This is a genomic window from Enterobacter cloacae complex sp. EB5 (genome assembly GCF_031432835.1).
GTDB classification, from domain to species: Bacteria; Pseudomonadota; Gammaproteobacteria; order Enterobacterales; family Enterobacteriaceae; genus Enterobacter; species Enterobacter hormaechei_C.
The window spans coordinates 754380-772606 of record NZ_CP133860.1 but is presented as its reverse complement, the minus strand read 5'-3'; the positions used below and the strand labels follow the sequence as shown (position 1 = coordinate 772606).

The following is an 18227-nucleotide window of genomic DNA, read 5'->3' as shown; positions in this document are numbered from 1 at the left end:
CCCCTCACCCTAACCCTCTCCCACGGGGAGAGGGGATGGTTTGCTCCCTCTCCCTGTGGGAGAGGGCCGGGGTGAGGGCATCAGACCGCACGCTTGCCCAACGGCACCACCAGCGGCGTACCCGCCACCGGATCGTCAATAATCATGCAGCGCATGCCGTAGATCCGCGCGATCAGATCCGGCGTCACAATCTCTTTCGGCGCGCCCTGCGCCACAATCTCGCCGTCGCGCAGCGCAATCAGATGCGTCGCGTAGCGGCACGCCTGGTTTAAGTCGTGCAGCACTGCCGCCAGGGTGTACCCCTGCGTACGGTTCAGTTCGCTCAGCAGCTCCAGCAGGTCAATCTGATGGCTGATATCCAGCCAGGTCGTCGGCTCGTCCAGCAGCATGATCGAGGTTTCCTGCGCCAGCACCATTGCGATCCACGCGCGCTGGCGCTGTCCGCCGGAGAGGGTATCGACGCTTTGCTGGGCGAGATCGGTGATGCCCGTCGCCTGCATCGCGCGCTTCACGGCCTCGTCGTCCTCCTTGCGCCAGCGGGTAAACAGTGGCTGGTGCGGATAGCGCCCGCGGGAGACCAGCTCCTGCACGGTAATATCCCCCGGCGTGGTGGCGTTTTGCGCCAGCAGTCCGATGCGTCGCGCCACCTCTTTGCTGGCGAAGCGCTGGATCTGCTCCCCGTCGAGGAACACGCTGCCCTCAACCGGCGACATCAGGCGGCTCAGCGTGCGCAGCAATGTCGATTTGCCGCAGCCGTTTGGCCCGATAATGGCGGTGAAGTGGCCGTCCGGAATGGCAACGGATAAGTCCCGGGCAATGATTTTTTTACCGTAGCCGAGGGTCAAGTTTTCGCCGCGCAAGCGGGGTGTTGAATCTGTCATTTCTTGCGTGACTCCTGAACGAGCAAGACGATGAGGTAAATCCCGCCGAGGCTGACGGTCACCACGCCCACCGGCAGTTGATAAGGCATAAACAATTGCTGGGCGCAGAGATCGGCGGCCAGCAGTAACAGCGCGCCGCACAGCGCCGCCTGGGTTAAGCCCCAGCGCGCGGTGCCGCTAAGTCGCCGCGCGATATGCGGCGCGACAAGGGCAATAAACGAGATTGGCCCGGCGATAGCGGTAGAGGCAGCGGTCAGCAGTACGGCGACCAGCATCAGCATCAGGCGCGAGCGCTCTACGCTCACGCCCAGCGCGCAGGCGCTGTCGTCGCCCATCTCCAGCAGCCGCATGCGCCTGACCAGCAGCAACGCACCAATAAACATCAGGATAATCAGCGGCGCGGCGGGCCAGGTTTTTCCCCACGTCAGACCGTTGAGGGAACCGGCGTACCACAGCCCGGCGGAGAGCGCGGTTTCCAGCGACGCCTGTAGCAGAAGCCAGGTGTTAAACGCCATCAGCATCGCGCGGATGCCGATCCCGATGATGATCAGGCGGAAGGTGTCGATGCCGTTGCGCCAGGCCAGGGCCCAGATAAGCAGGGAGGTGAGAATGCCGCCCGCCATCGCCGTAAAGGTAATGGCCGTGAGATGCTGCCCGAACAGCACCATCGCCACCAGCACGCCGCTCCACGCGCCGGTATTCAGGCCCATCACGTCCGGGCTGCCGAGGGGGTTACGCATCAGCGACTGGAATATCGCGCCGCTGACGCCGAGCGCCGCGCCGACCAGGATCGCCATCGCCACGCGCGGCAGTCGCCATTCGGTGACCACCATGGTGATGTTACGCGGCGCGCTGCCGGTGAGAGCGTGAAAGACCTGCGCGAAATCAAGCGTTACGGCACCGCTTTGCAGGCTCCAGACCGCCAGCAGCAGACTGGCGACGACCAGCAGGGCGACGCTGGTGAGTAAACGACGGGACGGGGCCATCATGCGCCACCCCCGCGTCTGCGTCGTACCAGGAAGATCAGCACCGGCGCGCCGATAAAGGCGCTGACCACCGAGACGCGCAGTTCACCCGGCACCAGCAGGCGGCCCAGTACGTCGGCAAACAGCAGCAGGGCAGGGGTCGCCAGCAGCGTGACCGGCAGCGACCAGCGGTGATCCGCACCCACCAGCCAGCGCGCCATGTGCGGCATCATCAGGCCGATAAAGGCAATCGGCCCGACGACGGCGGTCGCGCTGCCGCACAGCACGGTGATGACAAGCAGGCCCGTCAGCTGCGTGCGCGCCACGCGGTTGCCGAGGGCGGTCGCGGTGTCGCTGCCGAGGCTCAGGCTGTTGAGCGATCGGCTTAAGATTAGCGCCACGGCGGCAGCGATAATGACCGGGAATGCCACCACTTTCAGGGTATCAAGGGTACGGATATCCAGCGAACCAGCCTGCCAGAAGCGCAGCTGGTCATACACGTCCGGGTTGAGCAGGGCGATGCCGTTGGACAAGCCTTCCAGCACCGCCGCGAGCGCCACGCCCGCCAAGGTTAAGCGTACCGGGCTGAGCTGTCCACCGCCCTGGCTGCCGGTAAACGCCACCACCAGCGAGGCCGCCAGCGCGCCGCAAAAGGCCATCACCAGCTGTTCAGAGGGGGACGTTAACCCGAACAGCGCCGCGCCGAGCACGATGGCAAAGCTGGCGCCGGAGTTAACGCCGAGAATACCGGGGTCCGCCAGCGGGTTGCGGGTGAGGGTTTGCATCAGGGCTCCGGCAAGGCCGAGCGCGCCGCCGGCCAGCAGTCCGGCAAGGGTGCGGGGCAGGCGAGCGTCGAGCACGATGGTGCAGTCGGCGCTCTGACAGGTACCGGAGAGCGCATCGACAATAACGGACGCGGGCAGCGGTTTTGCGCCGACCAGCAGGCTGAGTGCAATCGCAAGGATTAGCAGTAGCAATAAAACGGGCACGGCAATGGCGCGCACCGCAGAAGAGGAAAACGACATAGCAACATCCATGATTTGATAATGATAGTGATTATCGTTATCTATCTTATTTGGCTATGTTAGCATGTGCGCCCATGGAATTGGTAGAAATAGACTCAAGGCCTTGTCATGAATCAAAAATCCTGGCTGCTTAACCTCAGCCTGCTTAAGACGCACCCGGCGTTTCGCGCCGTCTTTATCGCCCGCTTTATCTCTATTTTGTCCCTCGGCCTGCTTGGAGTTGCCGTGCCCGTCCAGATCCAGTCCATGACCCACTCCAGCTGGCTGGTGGGGTTATCCGTCACCTTAACCGGCGGGGCGATGTTTATCGGTCTGATGGTGGGCGGCGTGCTGGCGGATCGCTACGAGCGTAAAAAGCTTATCCTGCTGGCGCGCGGCACCTGCGGGGTGGGCTTTGTCGGGCTGTGTCTGAACGCCATGCTGCCGGAGCCGTCGCTGATGGCGATTTATGCCCTGGGCCTGTGGGACGGTTTTTTTGCCTCGTTAGGCGTGACGGCGCTGCTGGCGGCGACCCCCGCGCTGGTCGGGCGCGAGAACCTGATGCAGGCGGGGGCGATCACCATGCTCACCGTGCGCCTCGGCTCGGTGATTTCGCCGATGGTCGGCGGCCTGCTGCTGGCGACCGGCAACGTGGCGTGGAACTACGGCCTTGCCGCGGCGGGCACCTTTATCACCACCCTGACGCTGCTGCGTCTGCCGCTCCTGCCACCCCCGCCGCAGCCGCGCGAGCATCCGCTGAAGTCCCTGATGGCCGCGATTCGTTTCCTGTTCAGCAACCCGATGATTGGCGGCATTGCGCTGCTCGGCGGCCTGCTGACGATGGCGAGCGCCGTGCGCGTGCTGTACCCGGCGCTGGCGGGCGAGTGGCAGATGAGCGCCTCAGAGATTGGCGTGCTGTACGCCGCCATTCCGCTCGGCGCCGCGTGCGGGGCGCTGACCAGCGGCAACCTGGCGCAGAGTGCGAGACCGGGGTTGATCATGCTGGTGGCGACGCTGGCCTCGTTTATCGCGATTGGTTTCTTTAGCCTGATGCAGGTGTGGGCGCTGGGGGTGATGTGTCTGGTGATTTTTGGCTGGCTGAGCGCGGTCAGCTCGCTTTTACAGTACACCCTGATCCAGACCCAGACGCCGGAAGGGATGCTCGGGCGCATTAATGGCCTGTGGACGGCGCAGAACGTTACGGGCGATGCGATTGGCGCAGCGATCCTCGGCGGGCTGGGGGCGATAATGACCCCGGTGGCCTCGGCGAGCAGCAGCGGGTTTGTGTTAGCCGTAGTTGGCGCGATCTTACTGGTGGCGCTGGTGGAATTGCGGCGGTTCAGCCCCTGTAGGTCGGGTAAGGCGTAGCCGCCACCCGACAAAACGCCCGGTGGCGCTGCGCTTACCGGGCCTACAGGGAATGTGCCACTTATTTAAAAATTGAATCTAAACGCTGCAACACCAACATCGCGCTGTAATAATCCAGGCGGAACGTCTCTGTTCCCAGCGCCCAGACGCGCTTGTTCTTGACCGACGGCAGATGCGCCAGCAGCGGGTTGGCGTAAATCGCATCCACGTCTTTCTGGTCGCCGGCAAACACGAACAGTCCTTCGCCGTTCAGCCCCGTCGCCAGGTTTTCCCCGCCCAGCTGAATAATGTCGTGACGCTTGCCCTGGCTTTTCGAGGTGTGCAGCCCGGCGGGAAGGTCGGCCAGCGTAAAGCCCAACTGGTGCAGCAGCTTGCCCTGCGCCGAGTCTGTCGTCCACAGGTTCGCCGTGTGCGCCGCGGCGGTGTAGACGATGGCGTTCACCGGCTGCGGCGGCAGCTTCATTTGCTGCTTCACCTGGGCGAGCTGTTTATCGAAGGCAGCGATGCGCTCTGCGGCCTGTGTTTCCTGCCCGGTGATCGTCCCCAGCTGGGTCAGCAGTTCCTGCCAGCTTTTGTCGTCGTAGTTAATGATAAGCGTCGGGGCGATGGCGGAAAGCTGATCGTAGAGCGCCAGCGCGGAATCCCCGCCGGTGGCGCTGATCAAAATCAGGTCCGGCATCTGGGCCGCGACCGCTTCGGCGCTCGGCTCGCCGATGTACAGCCGGGCAACCTTACACTGCTTCGCGATATCGCCCCACTGACGTAAAAAGCCCTGCGCATCCGCCACGCGGTTGTTCGGCGTGGTCGCACCGCTGGCAATGACCGGGGCGTCAATCGCCAGCAGCGAGCCGGTTAGGGTCACGCTGGTGGAGACAATGTGCGTCGGTTTGCGCTCAAGCGTGTGAACGCCGCGGCTGTCGGTGACCTGGCGCGGCCAGTCGGCGGCGATGGCTGAGGTTAGTCCTAAAACAAAAAGTCCTGTTAAAAGAAGGGCATTGCGGCAAAGGGCAGCGATTTTCACAGAGCGGCATCCTGATTTTATTGAAGATAATGCTTCTCATTTTCAGGGCTGTGGAAAAGGGATGCAAGCGTTTGTCGCACAAGTTATTTGCCCGACGGTTGACAGCGGGGCGATGTGGGATTAGGTTAGCCGACGAAAATATAAATGATAATCATTATTGCTTCTTTTATCATTTTAAGGAGGATGATATGGACACGTCCCTGGCTGAGGAAGTTCAGCACACCGCGACCACGCTGCAAGCAGACAGCTTTTTCTTTATGTCGCCTTACCGCAGTTTTACCACGTCCGGCTGTTTTGCCCGTTTTTCTGAACCCGCCGTCGGCGGTGACGATCCGGCGGGTCCTTTTCAGCAGAAATTAGCTCAGGCTTTCCGGAATGCGAAAAACAGCGGCATTGCTCATCCGGTGATGGTAGGGGCGATCCCCTTCGATACCCGCAAACCGTCATCGCTGTTTATTCCGCAACGCTGGCAAACCTTCTCCCGCCCGGCGCGTCAGCAGTCCGCACGCTACGCCTCCGGCGCGCAGACGCTGAACGTGCAACAACGCACCGAGATCCCGCCGCAGCCGGTTTTTGAGGAGATGGTCGCTCGCGCCGCGTCGCTCACCGCCACGCCGCAGGTGAATAAGGTGGTGCTGTCGCGCCTGATTGATATCGCCACCGACAAACAGATCGATAGCAGCGCGCTGATGGAGCGTCTTATCGCCCAGAACCCGGCGAGCTTTAATTTCCACGTACCGCTGGAAGACGGCGGCGTGCTGCTGGGCGCCAGCCCGGAACTGCTGCTGCGTAAAGAGGGCACGCACTTTAGCTCGCTGCCGCTGGCGGGCTCTGCGCGCCGTCAGCCGGACGATGTGCTGGATCGCGAAGCGGGCACTAAGCTGCTGGCCTCCGAAAAAGACCGTCACGAGCACGACCTGGTAACCCAGGCGATGAAAACCATTCTGGAACCGCGCAGCCATCATCTGAGCATGCCGGCTTCCCCGCAGCTCATTACCACCCCAACGCTGTGGCATCTGGCGACGCCGGTAGAAGGTGACGCGCGTGAAAACGAAAACGCCCTGACGCTGGCCTGCCTGCTGCACCCGACGCCAGCGCTGAGCGGCTTCCCGCATCAGGCGGCAAAAGAGCTAATTGCCGAGCTGGAGCCGTTCGACCGTGAGCTGTTCGGCGGCATCGTTGGCTGGTGCGACAGCGAAGGCAACGGCGAGTGGGTGGTAACTATTCGCTGCGCGCGGCTGCATCAAAATACCGTTCGCCTGTTTGCCGGCGCGGGCATTGTGCCTGCTTCCTCCCCGGTGGGTGAGTGGCGCGAGACGGGCGTGAAGCTCTCCACCATGCTCAACGTGTTTGGTTTGCACTAAGGAATACTCATGACCATCCCTTTTACCCGCTGGCCTGAGGAGTTTGCCCGCCGCTACCGTGAAAAAGGCTACTGGCAGGATCGGCCGCTGACCCACATCCTGACGGACCATGTGGACAGCGATGCGGTCGCGATAATTGACGGCGATCGCCGCATCACCTACCGCGCGTTTAATCAGGCGGTGACGAATCTGGCGTCTGCCCTTCAGGCGCAGGGGCTGCATCGCGGCGAGACCGCGCTGGTGCAGCTCGGCAACGTGGCCGAGTTCTACATCACCTTCTTCGCGCTGCTGCAAATCGGCGTCGCGCCGGTCAACGCGCTCTTTAGCCATCAGCGCAGCGAACTCAACGCCTACGCGGAGCAGATCAAACCCGCCGTGCTGATTGCCGATCGCGACCACGCGCTGTTCGCGGGTGATGATTTTCTCAATACCTTTGTGGATGCGCATCGCTCGGTACGCGTTGTGCTGCTACGCGGCGATAAGGGCGAACACGCGCTGGAGGCGGCGATTGCGCGCCCGGCGGACAATTTCATCCCAAACCCGACGCCCGCCGACGAAGTGGCGTTCTTCCAGCTCTCCGGCGGCAGCACCGGCACGCCGAAGCTGATCCCGCGTACGCATAACGATTACGACTACAGCATCCGTCGCAGCAACGAAATCTGCGGTATCACTGCGCGCACCCGCTATCTGAACGCGCTTCCCGCGGCGCATAACTACGCCATGAGCTCGCCGGGATCGTTAGGCGTTTTCACGGCGGGCGGCTGCGTGGTGCTGGCGAACGATCCGAGCGCCACGCTCTGCTTCCCGCTGATTGAGCAGCATCAGATAAACGTCACCTCGCTGGTGCCGCCCGCGGTCAGCCTGTGGTTGCAGGCGATTGCCGACGGCGCGGGGAACGCCCAGCTGAAATCCCTGGAGCTGCTCCAGGTGGGCGGCGCACGCCTCTCCGCCACGCTTGCGGCGCGTATTCCGGCGGAAATTGGCTGTCAGCTTCAGCAGGTGTTTGGCATGGCGGAAGGGCTGGTGAACTACACCGCCCTCGACGATGCCCCGGAACGCATCATCAACACTCAGGGCCGCCCAATGTGCCCTGATGACGAGGTGTGGGTGGCGGACGAGGACGGTAACCCGCTCCCGCGCGGAGAAGTCGGACGTTTGATGACGCGCGGCCCTTACACCTTCCGCGGCTACTTCAACAGCCCGGAGCACAACGCCAGCGCCTTTGATGCCAACGGTTTTTACTGCTCCGGCGATCTGATCGCCATCGACGAGCAGGGCTACATTACCGTGCAGGGGCGCGAGAAAGATCAGATTAACCGCGGTGGCGAAAAGATTGCCGCCGAAGAGATTGAAAACCTGCTGCTGCGCCACGAAGCGGTGATCCACGCCGCGCTGGTGAGCATGGAGGACAGCCTGCTGGGCGAAAAAAGCTGTGCGTATCTGGTGGTGAAACAACCCCTGCGCGCGGTTGAGGTACGCCGCTTCCTGCGCGAGCAGGGCGTTGCCGAATTTAAGCTGCCGGACCGCGTGGAAAGCGTGGATGCGCTTCCGCTCACGCCGGTCGGCAAAGTTGATAAGAAACAGTTGCGCCTGTGGCTTGCTGAACGCGCCCGGGGCTGAGGAACAGAGAATGGCCATTCCAAAATTAACCGCTTACGCGCTGCCAACCGCCGCAGAGCTGCCGACCAACAAGGTGAACTGGGCGTTTGAACCGGAGCGCGCCGCGCTGCTGATCCACGATATGCAGGAGTATTTCCTGAACTTCTGGGGCGAAAATAGCGACATGATGCAGCAGGTGGTGGCGAACATCGCTAAACTGCGCGCGTACTGCAAAGAACACAATATCCCGGTGTACTACACCGCGCAGCCGAAAGAGCAGAGCGATGAAGACCGTGCCCTGCTGAACGACATGTGGGGGCCGGGGCTGACCCGCTCGCCGGAGCAGCAGCGCATCGTGGCTGAACTGACGCCGGACGAAGCGGACACCGTGCTGGTGAAGTGGCGCTACAGCGCATTTCACCGCTCGCCGCTGGAGCAGATGCTGAAAGAGACCGGCCGCAACCAGCTGCTGATTACCGGCGTGTATGCCCACATCGGCTGCATGACCACCGCCACCGACGCCTTTATGCGCGACATCAAGCCGTTCTTTATCGCCGATGCGCTGGCGGACTTCACCCGCGACGAGCACCTGATGTCGCTGAAATACGTGGCCGGACGTTCGGGCCGCGTGGTGATGACCGACGAGCTGCTGCCGTCCGTTCCGACAACGAAAGCCGCGCTGCGCGAGCTGATCCTGCCGCTGCTGGACGAGTCCGACGAGCCGATGGATGACGAAAACCTGATCGACTACGGTCTGGATTCAGTGCGCATGATGGCGCTGGCCGCCCGCTGGCGGAAGGTGCACGGCGACATCGACTTCGTGATGCTGGCGAAAAATCCGACCCTCGACGCCTGGTGGGCGCTGCTCTCCCGTGAGGTGAAGTGATGGCCGGGTTCGATTTTACCGGTAAAACGGTTTGGGTAACGGGCGCGGGTAAAGGTATTGGCTATGCGGCCGCGCTGGCCTTTGTAGAGGCGGGCGCGCGGGTGACCGGGTTCGATCTGGCCTTTCCGCAGGACGATTATCCGTTTGCCACCGAAACGCTGGACGTGGCGGACGCGGCGCAGGTGGGCGACGTCTGCGGGCGTTTACTCGGCACCCTTGAGCGCCTCGACGTGCTGGTTAACGCGGCGGGCATTCTGCGCATGGGCGCGACGGACGAGCTCTCGCTGGAGGACTGGCAGCAGACCTTCGCGGTCAACGTCGGCGGTGCGTTCAACCTGTTCCAGCAGACGATGGGCCAGTTCCGTCGTCAGCAGGGTGGGGCGATTGTGACGGTGGCCTCTGACGCGGCGCACACGCCGCGCATCGGCATGAGCGCCTACGGCGCGTCGAAAGCGGCGCTGAAAAGCCTGGCGCTGACCGTCGGGCTGGAGCTGGCGGGCAGCGGCGTGCGCTGTAATCTGGTGTCGCCGGGTTCAACGGATACCGACATGCAGCGCACCCTGTGGACCAGCGATGATGCGGAACAGCGGCGCATTCGCGGCTTTGGCGAGCAGTTCAAGCTCGGCATTCCGCTCGGTAAAATTGCCCGTCCGCAGGAGATTGCTGCGACCGTGCTGTTCCTGGCATCCGATGCCGCCAGCCATATCACCTTGCAGGATATTGTGGTGGACGGCGGCTCCACGCTGGGGGCGTAATGATCTGGAAACGTCATTTAACGCTCGAGGAGCTGAACGCCACCAGCCAGAACACAATGGTGGAGCACCTTGGCATCGTCTATACCCGCCTCGGGGACGATACGCTTGAAGCGGAGATGCCGGTGGATGCCCGCACGCACCAGCCGTTTGGCCTGCTGCATGGCGGCGCCTCAGCGGCGCTGGCGGAAACGCTGGGCTCAATGGCCGGTTTTCTGATGACCCGTGACGGGCAGAACGTGGTGGGCACGGAACTGAATGCCACGCATCACCGCGCGGTCTCTCACGGTAAGGTACGCGGCGTGTGTCAGCCGCTGCATCTGGGCCGTTCCAGCCAGAGCTGGGAGATCGTGGTGTTCGACGAGCAGGGGCGGCGGTGCTGTACCTGTCGGTTGAGTACGATGGTGTTGGGGTAAGTCATTCAACTGAAAGTGATCGGCTTAACACTGTGGTGTAAATCTCTGGTTTGACCACGCATTATTGCGTTTCAAAGTTGTTAAATTTTATCCGTTGTTCTAGAAACAAAATGTAACATCTCACTGTTTCACAACAACGGACAACAACTATGAACAACTCAGGGAAATACCTTACGTGGGCGGTGCTCTCCGTGGTGGGAGCCTTTGCCCTGGGCTATATCGCCCTCAACCGGGGGGAGCAGATCAACGCGCTGTGGATCGTCGTCGCCTCCGTCTGCATTTATCTGATCGCATACCGTTTTTATGGCCGCTATATCGCGAAGACGGTGCTGGGCGTAGACGGCACGCGCATGACGCCTGCCGTGCGTCACAATGACGGTCTGGACTACGTGCCGACCGACAAAAAAGTGCTGTTCGGTCACCATTTCGCGGCGATTGCCGGGGCAGGCCCGCTGGTGGGGCCGGTACTGGCCGCGCAGATGGGCTACCTGCCGGGGATGATCTGGATCCTCGCGGGGGTGGTGCTGGCGGGCGCGGTGCAGGACTTCATGGTGCTGTTCGTCTCCACCCGTCGCGACGGTCGTTCGCTGGGTGAGCTGGTGAAAGAGGAGATGGGCGCAACCGCCGGGGTGATTGCGCTGGTGGCGACCTTTATGATCATGGTGATCATCCTCGCGGTGCTGGCGATGATCGTGGTGAAAGCCTTGACCCACAGCCCGTGGGGAACCTACACCGTCGCCTTTACCATTCCGCTGGCGCTGTTTATGGGGATCTACATTCGCTACCTGCGTCCGGGACGTATTGGTGAAGTTTCAGTTATTGGCCTGGTGTTCCTGGTGTTTGCGATTATCTCCGGCGGTTGGGTGGCGGAAAGCCCGACCTGGGCGCCGTTCTTCGACTTTACCGGCGTGCAGCTGACCTGGATGCTGGTGGGCTACGGTTTCGTGGCGGCGGTGCTGCCGGTATGGCTGCTGCTGGCTCCGCGTGACTACCTCTCTACCTTCCTGAAAATCGGCACCATCGTCGGGCTGGCGATCGGCATTCTGATTATGCGCCCGACCCTGACCATGCCTGCGCTGACCAAATTTATTGACGGCACCGGCCCGGTCTGGACCGGCAACCTGTTCCCGTTCCTGTTTATCACCATCGCCTGTGGGGCGGTGTCGGGCTTCCACGCGCTAATCGCCTCCGGGACCACGCCGAAGATGCTGGCGAATGAAAATCAGGCCTGCCTGATCGGCTATGGCGGCATGCTGATGGAATCCTTCGTGGCGATTATGGCGCTGGTTTCGGCCTGTATTATTGACCCGGGCGTTTACTTTGCGATGAACAGCCCGATGGCGGTACTGGCCCCGGCGGGCACCGTTGACGTGGTGGCCTCTGCCGCGCAGGTGGTCAGCGGCTGGGGCTTTGCGATCACCCCGGAAACGTTGACGCATATCGCTAATGAAGTAGGCGAGCAGTCGATTATCTCCCGTGCGGGCGGAGCGCCAACGCTGGCGGTGGGCATGGCCTACATCCTGCACGGCGCGCTGGGCGGGCTGATGGATGTCTCGTTCTGGTATCACTTCGCCATTCTGTTCGAGGCGCTGTTTATTCTGACGGCGGTGGATGCCGGTACGCGTGCGGCGCGCTTTATGTTGCAGGATCTGCTGGGGGTGATCTCCCCGAATCTGAAACGTACCGATTCACTCCCGGCTAACCTGCTGGCGACGGCGCTGTGCGTGCTGGCGTGGGGCTACTTCCTGCATCAGGGCGTGGTCGATCCGTTGGGCGGGATTAACACCCTGTGGCCGCTGTTCGGTATCGCCAACCAGATGCTGGCGGGCATGGCGCTGATGCTCTGTGCCGTAGTCCTGTTCAAGATGAAGCGCCAGCGTTACGCATGGGTGGCGCTGGTGCCAACGGCGTGGCTGCTGATCTGTACCCTGACCGCGGGCTGGCAGAAAGCCTTCAGCCCGGACAACAAGGTGGGCTTCCTGGCGATCGCCAACAAGTTCCAGGCGATGATCGACAGCGGCAAGATCCCGGCACAATACACCGAATCTCAGCTGTCGCAGCTGGTGTTTAACAACCGTCTGGACGCCGGGCTGACCATCTTCTTTATGGTGGTGGTTGTGGTGCTGGCGTTGTATTCTCTGAAAACCGCGCTGGCGGCGTTGAAAGTCGACACCCCGACGGCGAAAGAGACGCCGTATGAGCCAATGCCTGAGAACCTGGACAAGATTGTCACCCAGGCGAAAGGAGCGCATTAACCCGTGTGCCGGGTGGCGGCTTCGCCTTACCCGGCCTACATTTCTTATCCTCCCTCTCCCTGTGGGAGAGGGCCGGGGTGAGGGAAACAAACGAGAAACTGATTATGTTCGACACCCTTTCCAAAGCAGGTAAATACCTGGGCCAGGCCGCTAAAATGATGATTGGCGTGCCGGATTACGACAACTACGTCGAGCATATGCGCGTCAACCACCCGGATCAGACGCCCATGACCTACGAAGAATTTTTCCGCGACCGCCAGGATGCCCGCTACGGTGGCAAGGGCGGGGCGAAGTGCTGTTAACCCTCTTTTGGTAAATAGAGGCTGATCTGCTCCTGTTTACAGCCGTAAATTGCCGCCAGCTTTTCGCGGGTGCGCTTTTGCGGTCGGGAGTCCAGCGCTTCCAGCTGTGACACGGCGGACTGGCTGATGCCAAGCTTCTCCGCCACCTCCTGCTGGGACATGCCGCGTAAAATGCGCCAGGCGGCCTGTAGGCTGACGTTTTGCCAGGTCATGATGCTGCATACTTCTCCGGGCAATTCGACGTCATCCAGACTATCGTGTTCGACTTCAATATCCTCCAGATCGTCGTCGGTTTCGTCGTCAATTTCTGACATCTGTAAGAGCATACGAAAATATTCGTGATAGGGAATAACGGCGTACTGCGTTTTCCCGTTATCGTCCTTGATTAGCTGAACAGCCATAGGTGGCACTCTCCTCATGCAGGTAAGTCGTTGAAGTTCTGCGCTTGACGGCCAAAACATAACAATGGTTATCAGGATTGTCCCGAAGCGTATAGACGATGCGGTAATCGCCTACGCGAAGCCGGAAATGATCTTCGGTCGCCGATATTTTTTTGATATCGGGCCGGGGAGCCGAGCGGTCATCCAGCTCAGTAAGCTTTACCTCAATGCGACGCTGATACCGCTCGTCAATTCTGGAAAATGCCTTTTTTGCACCATTGGACCAGACAATCTTCATCCGTACCTCCACTGTACGCCCACACAAAATATAAGGAAATAATAAGACTATTAGATAAATTCCGAATTTCTTATGGGCTACTGTAGAGCGGAGAAAAACCGCGAGAAAGCGGCAAACCGCGAATCGTCGAGGCGGCTCGAACAGGCCTCTGCCGGGCGACAGAGGCATACAGTAAATTTGCGATCAGGCGTTCAGACCGCCGTCGACATCCAGACCGGTGCCGGAAATTTGACCCGCAGCCGGGCTGGCGAGGAAGGTGACCGCCGCTGCGATATCCTCCGGCTGGCCGTAATGGCCCAGGGCAATAAGCTGACGCTGAGAGTCAGCCTGCTCGCCGTCCTCCGGGTTCATATCGCTGTTGGTCGGGCCGGGGTGGACCAGGTTGACGGTAATGCCGCGCGGGCCTAAATCGCGGGCCAGCCCGCGGGTAAGGGAGTTAAGGGCAGACTTGGTCATCGAGTAGACGGCGATCCCCGGCTGTGCCACGCGGTTCGCCAGACAGCTACCGATGTTGATGATGCGTCCGCCGTCAGACATATGCACCAGCGCTTCCTGAATGGCGATCACCACGCCGCGGATGTTGACGTTGATCAGAGCGTCGATGTCCGCCAGGGTCATGGACTCCAGCGGACCGCCGCGCGCGATCCCAGCGTTATTGACCAGAATATCCAGCCCGCCGAGGGAGCGCGCCGCCTGCGTGACCGCATCCTGAATCGCCTGCGCGCTGGCGCTGTCGGCCTGAATCGCCTCGCCGTGTCGCCCCAGCGCGTTGATCTCATCGACAACCTGCTGAGCTTTATCGACGGATTTTTCGTAGGTGATAACCACATCGGCACCGGCGCGCGCCAGCGACAGCGCAATCGCCCGACCCAGCCTACGACTGGCGCCGGTAACCAGCGCCTTTTTACCTGTTAAATCGATCTGCATGATGACCTCGTTACGAGAGTGGAGAGAATCATCATTAGGTATAGTCCGTCGGCGCGATTAACGGCTGAAGGATTCCACCTTCTCAAACGCGGCGCGCAGAACCTCAGGCGTTAACGTAACTGGCAGAAGATGAATCGACTCCACCGGGCGCAGGGTGTGGGCAATGACCTTATCCAGCTCGTCGCGGTTGTGAATGTCGACGTCCAGCTCGCGAAGCGTGGTCGGCAGATTGAAGCGCTGGTACGCCGCCACCAGCTGCGCCAGCACGTCGTCCTGACCGAGCAGCGCGCTCTGCACCAGAATGCCGTAGGCCACCTTGGTGCCGTGCAGGTATTTTTCCGTCTGTGGCAGCACGGTTAAGCCGTTGTGCACCGCGTGCGCCGCCGCCACGCGGGTGTAGCGCTCACCCAGACCGCCGACCATTCCGCCTCCGGCAATAATCGCGTCCACCACGTCCCGAAACGCCTGCGTCTGTTCGCCGCGCTGCTGATCCGCAAGCGCCTCTTCGCTGCGTTCCAGCAGCACGTCGCGGATCGCCAGCGCACCGTTCAGGCCAAGACGCACGGTCAGCGGCAGACTCTCAGGTTGAGGGGCGAGCACCACCGCTTCGTACCACTTCGCCAGCGTATCGCCGATGCCCGCCAGCAGATATTCCGCCGGGGCGTTAAGGATGATCTGCGGCTCCACCAGTACCAGAAAGTTGGCGTCGTCAAAAATCTCAAACTGTAGCGCCTGCCCGGCATCGTTGTACCACACGGAGAGGGGTGTCCACGCCGCGCAGGTGGCGGCGATAGTGGGAATGCCCACGAACGGCACGCCCAGACGACGCGCCACGGCCTTGACCGTATCCATCACCGCGCCGCCGCCCACGCCAATCACCACGCTGGTTTCACTACCCGACTCGTTCACCAGATGAGTGACGTCACGCTCGCTGCAATGGCCCTTAAACAGCAGATGTTTTGCCCCCGTCGCGTTAAAACTCTGCGGCAGATAAGGGCGTGCGCCCTCGATTGCCCGCTCGCCGTAGATCCACACCGCGCGGGAAAGCTGTTCCGGAGTAAAGAAATCATCCAGGTGCGAAAGGCTTCCCGGATGAGAGAAGTAGTTCGCCGGGCCGGGCACGACGCGGATATCGGTGTTGCTCATGAAGTTGTCCTTTTTTAGCAAGCGCTAACCCGATGTTATGTCTGGACATCCGGATGGCTAATAATATTTCGCTTTATCTTATGCCTTTTCCGTCGTTGTCAGTCAACAGGAGCTGTGAAAAATTCGCTAAATCAGAAGAGTAATGAAGGATTTACGCGGATGGTTTCCAGTCGCCTTGAGATGCGCGGTATCAGCCTGGCCTTTTCCGGCTTTCAGGCCCTGTCACGCGTGGATTTCACCCTGAACGGCGGGTCGGTGCATGCGCTGACCGGCGCCAACGGCGCGGGGAAATCGACGCTGATGGCGGTGCTGTGCGGGACGCACGATCGTTATGAAGGCGAAATTTGCATTAACAACCAGCCGGTAAGTATCCGCGAGCCGCTGGACGCCAAACGGCTGGGTATCCACCTTGTGCAGCAGGAGGTGGATGTTGCGCTCATTCCCGGGTTAAGCATTGCCGAAAACATCATGCTCGACCAGCTGGCGCATCCGGGGCATCGCTACAGCTGGCGCGACATCCGCCAGCAGGCGCGGCAGGCGCTGGCGCAGCTGGATGTTTCGCTCGACGTACGCCGCTCCATCGACAGTTGCACGCTGGCTGAAAAACAGCAGATTTTGCTGGCGCGGGCGCTCTCGCACCACTGCCGTTTTCTCATCCTTGATGAGCCCACCGCGCCGCTGGACGCGCACGAGAGTGAGCGTCTGTTTGCGGTAGTAAGACGTCTGCAACAGCAGGGTATCGGCGTGGTGTTTATCTCTCACCGCATTCACGAGCTGAAGGCCATCTGCGACACCCTGACGGTGCTGCGCGACGGCAGGCTGATTGAGTCCGGCCCGATGGCGGATCTGAGCGGCGAAGCGATTGTTGAGAAGATGCTCGGCCACGAGCTGAGCGATATCTATCCGCCCCCGCGTCCGCCGCACGGTGAGGAGACGCTGCTGCGGGTGGAAGGGCTGCACGACGACGCGCTGCTGAAAGATATCTCCCTGCACCTGCGCAAAGGCGAAATCCTCGGCATTGCCGGGCTGGCGGGAGCGGGGAAAACGGAACTCTGCAAGGCGCTGTTTGGCGCCAGCAAAAGCCGCGTCGCGAACGGCGAGCTGAACCATCAGCCCTGGAAACCGCGCGACCCGGCAGACTCAGTGCTGCGCGGTCTGGCGCTGGTGCCGGAGGAGCGGCGCAAAGAGGGCATTTTTATCGACGAGCCGGTGAGCATGAACCTTGCCGTGTGCGCCGATAACAGCTTCTCGCGCTGGAGCCTGTTTGGTCATCGTCAGGCGTGGCGCTGGGCAGAAGAGGTGATTGCCCGCGTCGGCGTGCGCACGCGCGGGCCGGGGCAGGTGCTGCGTCGGCTTTCCGGCGGTAACCAGCAGAAGGTCGCCATCGGGAAATGGCTGCGCAATGACGCCAGCGTGCTGATCTTTGACGAGCCGACCAAAGGCGTGGACGTGAAGGCCAAAACCGATCTGTTTCAGCTGATCGACGGCCTGGCGCGCGAGGGCAAAGGGGTGATTTACGCCTCGGGCGAGTTCGCCGAGCTGGTCGGGCTGTGCGACCGCATCTGCGTGCTGTGGGACGGACGCATCGTGGCGGAAATCGCCGGAGCCGAGGCCCGGGAAGAGACACTACTTTATTATTCAACCGGAGGAACGGCGTCGTGAGCAAGGCCCTTTCAGTGACGGCGGCGGCATCTGGCCGCCAGCAACTATTCGATTTTCTTTATAAGTGGGGCATGCTGCTGACCGTTGTCGCGCTGGTGGCGGTGTTTGGCCTGGCGTCGGACAGCTTCCTCGATCCCAACAACATCATCAACATTCTGCGCGCGATCGCCATCGTGACGGTGATTGCCATCGGCGTCTCGATCTCCCTGACCGTCGGCGGGTTCGATCTCTCAGTGGGATCCACCGCGTCGCTGGCAAACGCGCTGGTGATTTCGCTTTTCGTCTGGCACGGCTTCGGCACCACCGAGTCGATTCTGATCACCCTCGCGCTCTGCACGCTGGTCGGCCTGTTTAACGCCTTTCTGATCGTCATCCTGCGCATTCCGGACATGCTCGCGACGCTCGCCACCCTGTTTGTCATCCAGGGCGTGGCGATGACCTACAGCTACGGCGGGTCGATTACCGAGAACATGGTGCTTCCGAGCGGCGACATGGCGGAAGGCACCATTCCGGCGGCGTTCAGCCTGCTGGGGCAGGTGCCGACCATCGTCATCATTATGCTGGCGGTGACCCTTCTGGCGCAGCTTGGGCTGTCGCTGACCACCCATGGACGACGCATGTACGCCATTGGCGGCAACCCGGAAGCCGCGCGCCTCTCCGGGATACGCACCACGCGCTACAAGGTGGCGGCCTACGTGATTGCCTCGCTGCTGGCGGGGCTGGGCGGCATTCTGCTGGCCTCGCGCATTGGGTCGTCGCAGGTGAATGCGGGCGGCGGCTACCTGATGGATGCGGTGGCGGCGGCGTGGATCGGCTTCTCGCTGGCCGGGTCCGGCAAGCCGAACGCGCTGGGCACGCTGGTGGGGGCGGTGATCCTCGGCGTGCTCTCCAACGGGCTGGTGATGCTCTCCGTGCCGTATTACGCCATGGACATTATAAAAGGGCTGGTGCTCGCGGTGGCGCTGGCGATTACTTACATACAAAAACGCTGACAACACAAC

The 18227-nt window shown here is 61.5% G+C and carries 18 protein-coding genes; 10 read left to right on the top strand and 8 right to left on the bottom strand.

Annotation, left to right across the window (positions count from 1 at the left end; translation table 11 throughout):
* Positions 1–80: 80 nt before the first annotated feature.
* Genes fepC through fepD form a run of 3 tightly spaced genes read right to left on the bottom strand, consistent with a single transcriptional unit; the run spans position 81 to position 2871 of the window.
* The gene (fepC, locus tag RHN82_RS03805; protein WP_032647637.1) at positions 81–881 is read right to left on the bottom strand and encodes an iron-enterobactin ABC transporter ATP-binding protein; all 801 of its coding nucleotides are present in this window, start codon (positions 879–881) and stop codon (positions 81–83) included.
* A complete protein-coding gene (fepG, locus tag RHN82_RS03800) occupies positions 878–1867 on the bottom strand; it encodes an iron-enterobactin ABC transporter permease (RefSeq protein ID WP_072189935.1) in 990 nt (329 codons plus the stop codon). Before fepG ends, fepC begins: the two co-directional genes overlap by 4 nt.
* Entirely contained in the window at positions 1867–2871 is a 1005-nt protein-coding gene (gene fepD, locus RHN82_RS03795; protein ID WP_047052922.1) for a Fe(3+)-siderophore ABC transporter permease, read from the bottom strand. The genes fepG and fepD overlap by 1 nt, the downstream gene beginning before the upstream one ends.
* A 108-nt stretch (positions 2872–2979) precedes the next feature.
* Here fepD and entS point away from each other — a divergent pair, with 108 nt between their 5' ends.
* Complete coding sequence (entS, locus tag RHN82_RS03790; protein WP_047052923.1) at positions 2980–4218, top strand: enterobactin transporter EntS; 1239 nt, start codon at positions 2980–2982, stop codon at positions 4216–4218.
* A gap of 61 nt (positions 4219–4279) precedes the next feature.
* On the opposite strand, the gene fepB is transcribed toward entS, so the two are convergent.
* On the bottom strand, positions 4280–5239 hold the full coding sequence (fepB, locus tag RHN82_RS03785) for a Fe2+-enterobactin ABC transporter substrate-binding protein (RefSeq protein ID WP_047052925.1): 960 nt from the start codon (positions 5237–5239) through the stop codon (positions 4280–4282).
* Between the two features lie 188 nt (positions 5240–5427).
* On the opposite strand from fepB, the gene entC reads away from it, so the two are divergent.
* The 7 genes from entC to RHN82_RS03750 all read left to right on the top strand — a co-directional run bounded on the left by entC (position 5428) and on the right by RHN82_RS03750 (position 12813).
* Positions 5428–6603, top strand: coding sequence for an isochorismate synthase EntC (gene entC / locus RHN82_RS03780; protein ID WP_047052927.1), 1176 nt, complete (start codon positions 5428–5430; stop codon positions 6601–6603).
* Positions 6604–6612: 9 nt separating this feature from the next.
* Positions 6613–8223 carry a (2,3-dihydroxybenzoyl)adenylate synthase EntE gene (gene entE, locus RHN82_RS03775; RefSeq protein WP_047052928.1) on the top strand — a complete coding sequence of 537 codons (1611 nt, stop codon included), beginning with the start codon at positions 6613–6615 and terminating at the stop codon, positions 8221–8223.
* Between the two features lie 10 nt (positions 8224–8233).
* Positions 8234–9088 (top strand): isochorismatase, encoded by an 855-nt coding sequence (locus RHN82_RS03770; RefSeq protein ID WP_047052930.1) that lies wholly within the window; start codon positions 8234–8236, stop codon positions 9086–9088.
* Positions 9088–9843 carry a 2,3-dihydro-2,3-dihydroxybenzoate dehydrogenase EntA gene (entA, locus tag RHN82_RS03765; protein WP_047052931.1) on the top strand — a complete coding sequence of 252 codons (756 nt, stop codon included), beginning with the start codon at positions 9088–9090 and terminating at the stop codon, positions 9841–9843. The genes RHN82_RS03770 and entA overlap by 1 nt, the downstream gene beginning before the upstream one ends.
* Positions 9843–10256, top strand: coding sequence for a proofreading thioesterase EntH (gene entH / locus RHN82_RS03760; protein ID WP_032647647.1), 414 nt, complete (start codon positions 9843–9845; stop codon positions 10254–10256). Before entA ends, entH begins: the two co-directional genes overlap by 1 nt.
* Positions 10257–10405: 149 nt before the next feature.
* Complete coding sequence (cstA, locus tag RHN82_RS03755; protein ID WP_047052933.1) at positions 10406–12511, top strand: pyruvate/proton symporter CstA; 2106 nt, start codon at positions 10406–10408, stop codon at positions 12509–12511.
* A 104-nt stretch (positions 12512–12615) separates the two neighbouring features.
* Entirely contained in the window at positions 12616–12813 is a 198-nt protein-coding gene (locus RHN82_RS03750; RefSeq protein ID WP_006809671.1) for a YbdD/YjiX family protein, read from the top strand.
* Here RHN82_RS03750 and RHN82_RS03745 read toward each other — a convergent pair.
* From RHN82_RS03745 to RHN82_RS03730, 4 genes are all read right to left on the bottom strand, one after another.
* Positions 12810–13214, bottom strand: a complete 405-nt coding sequence (locus RHN82_RS03745) for a helix-turn-helix domain-containing protein (RefSeq protein WP_032670385.1) — start codon at positions 13212–13214, stop codon at positions 12810–12812. The genes RHN82_RS03750 and RHN82_RS03745 overlap by 4 nt on opposite strands.
* Entirely contained in the window at positions 13186–13491 is a 306-nt protein-coding gene (locus tag RHN82_RS03740) for a type II toxin-antitoxin system RelE/ParE family toxin (RefSeq protein WP_045142683.1), read from the bottom strand. Before RHN82_RS03740 ends, RHN82_RS03745 begins: the two co-directional genes overlap by 29 nt.
* 183 nt (positions 13492–13674) lie before the next feature.
* Entirely contained in the window at positions 13675–14418 is a 744-nt protein-coding gene (locus tag RHN82_RS03735) for an SDR family NAD(P)-dependent oxidoreductase (protein WP_047052936.1), read from the bottom strand.
* Between the two features lie 57 nt (positions 14419–14475).
* Positions 14476–15564 (bottom strand): oxidoreductase, encoded by a 1089-nt coding sequence (locus tag RHN82_RS03730; protein WP_047052937.1) that lies wholly within the window; start codon positions 15562–15564, stop codon positions 14476–14478.
* A 159-nt stretch (positions 15565–15723) separates the two neighbouring features.
* Here RHN82_RS03730 and RHN82_RS03725 point away from each other — a divergent pair, with 159 nt between their 5' ends.
* Together RHN82_RS03725 and RHN82_RS03720 are read left to right on the top strand one after the other, a co-directional pair.
* A complete protein-coding gene (locus RHN82_RS03725) occupies positions 15724–17226 on the top strand; it encodes a sugar ABC transporter ATP-binding protein (protein WP_047052939.1) in 1503 nt (500 codons plus the stop codon).
* Positions 17223–18218 carry an ABC transporter permease gene (locus tag RHN82_RS03720; RefSeq protein WP_047052941.1) on the top strand — a complete coding sequence of 332 codons (996 nt, stop codon included), beginning with the start codon at positions 17223–17225 and terminating at the stop codon, positions 18216–18218. Before RHN82_RS03725 ends, RHN82_RS03720 begins: the two co-directional genes overlap by 4 nt.
* Positions 18219–18227 lie beyond the last annotated feature (9 nt).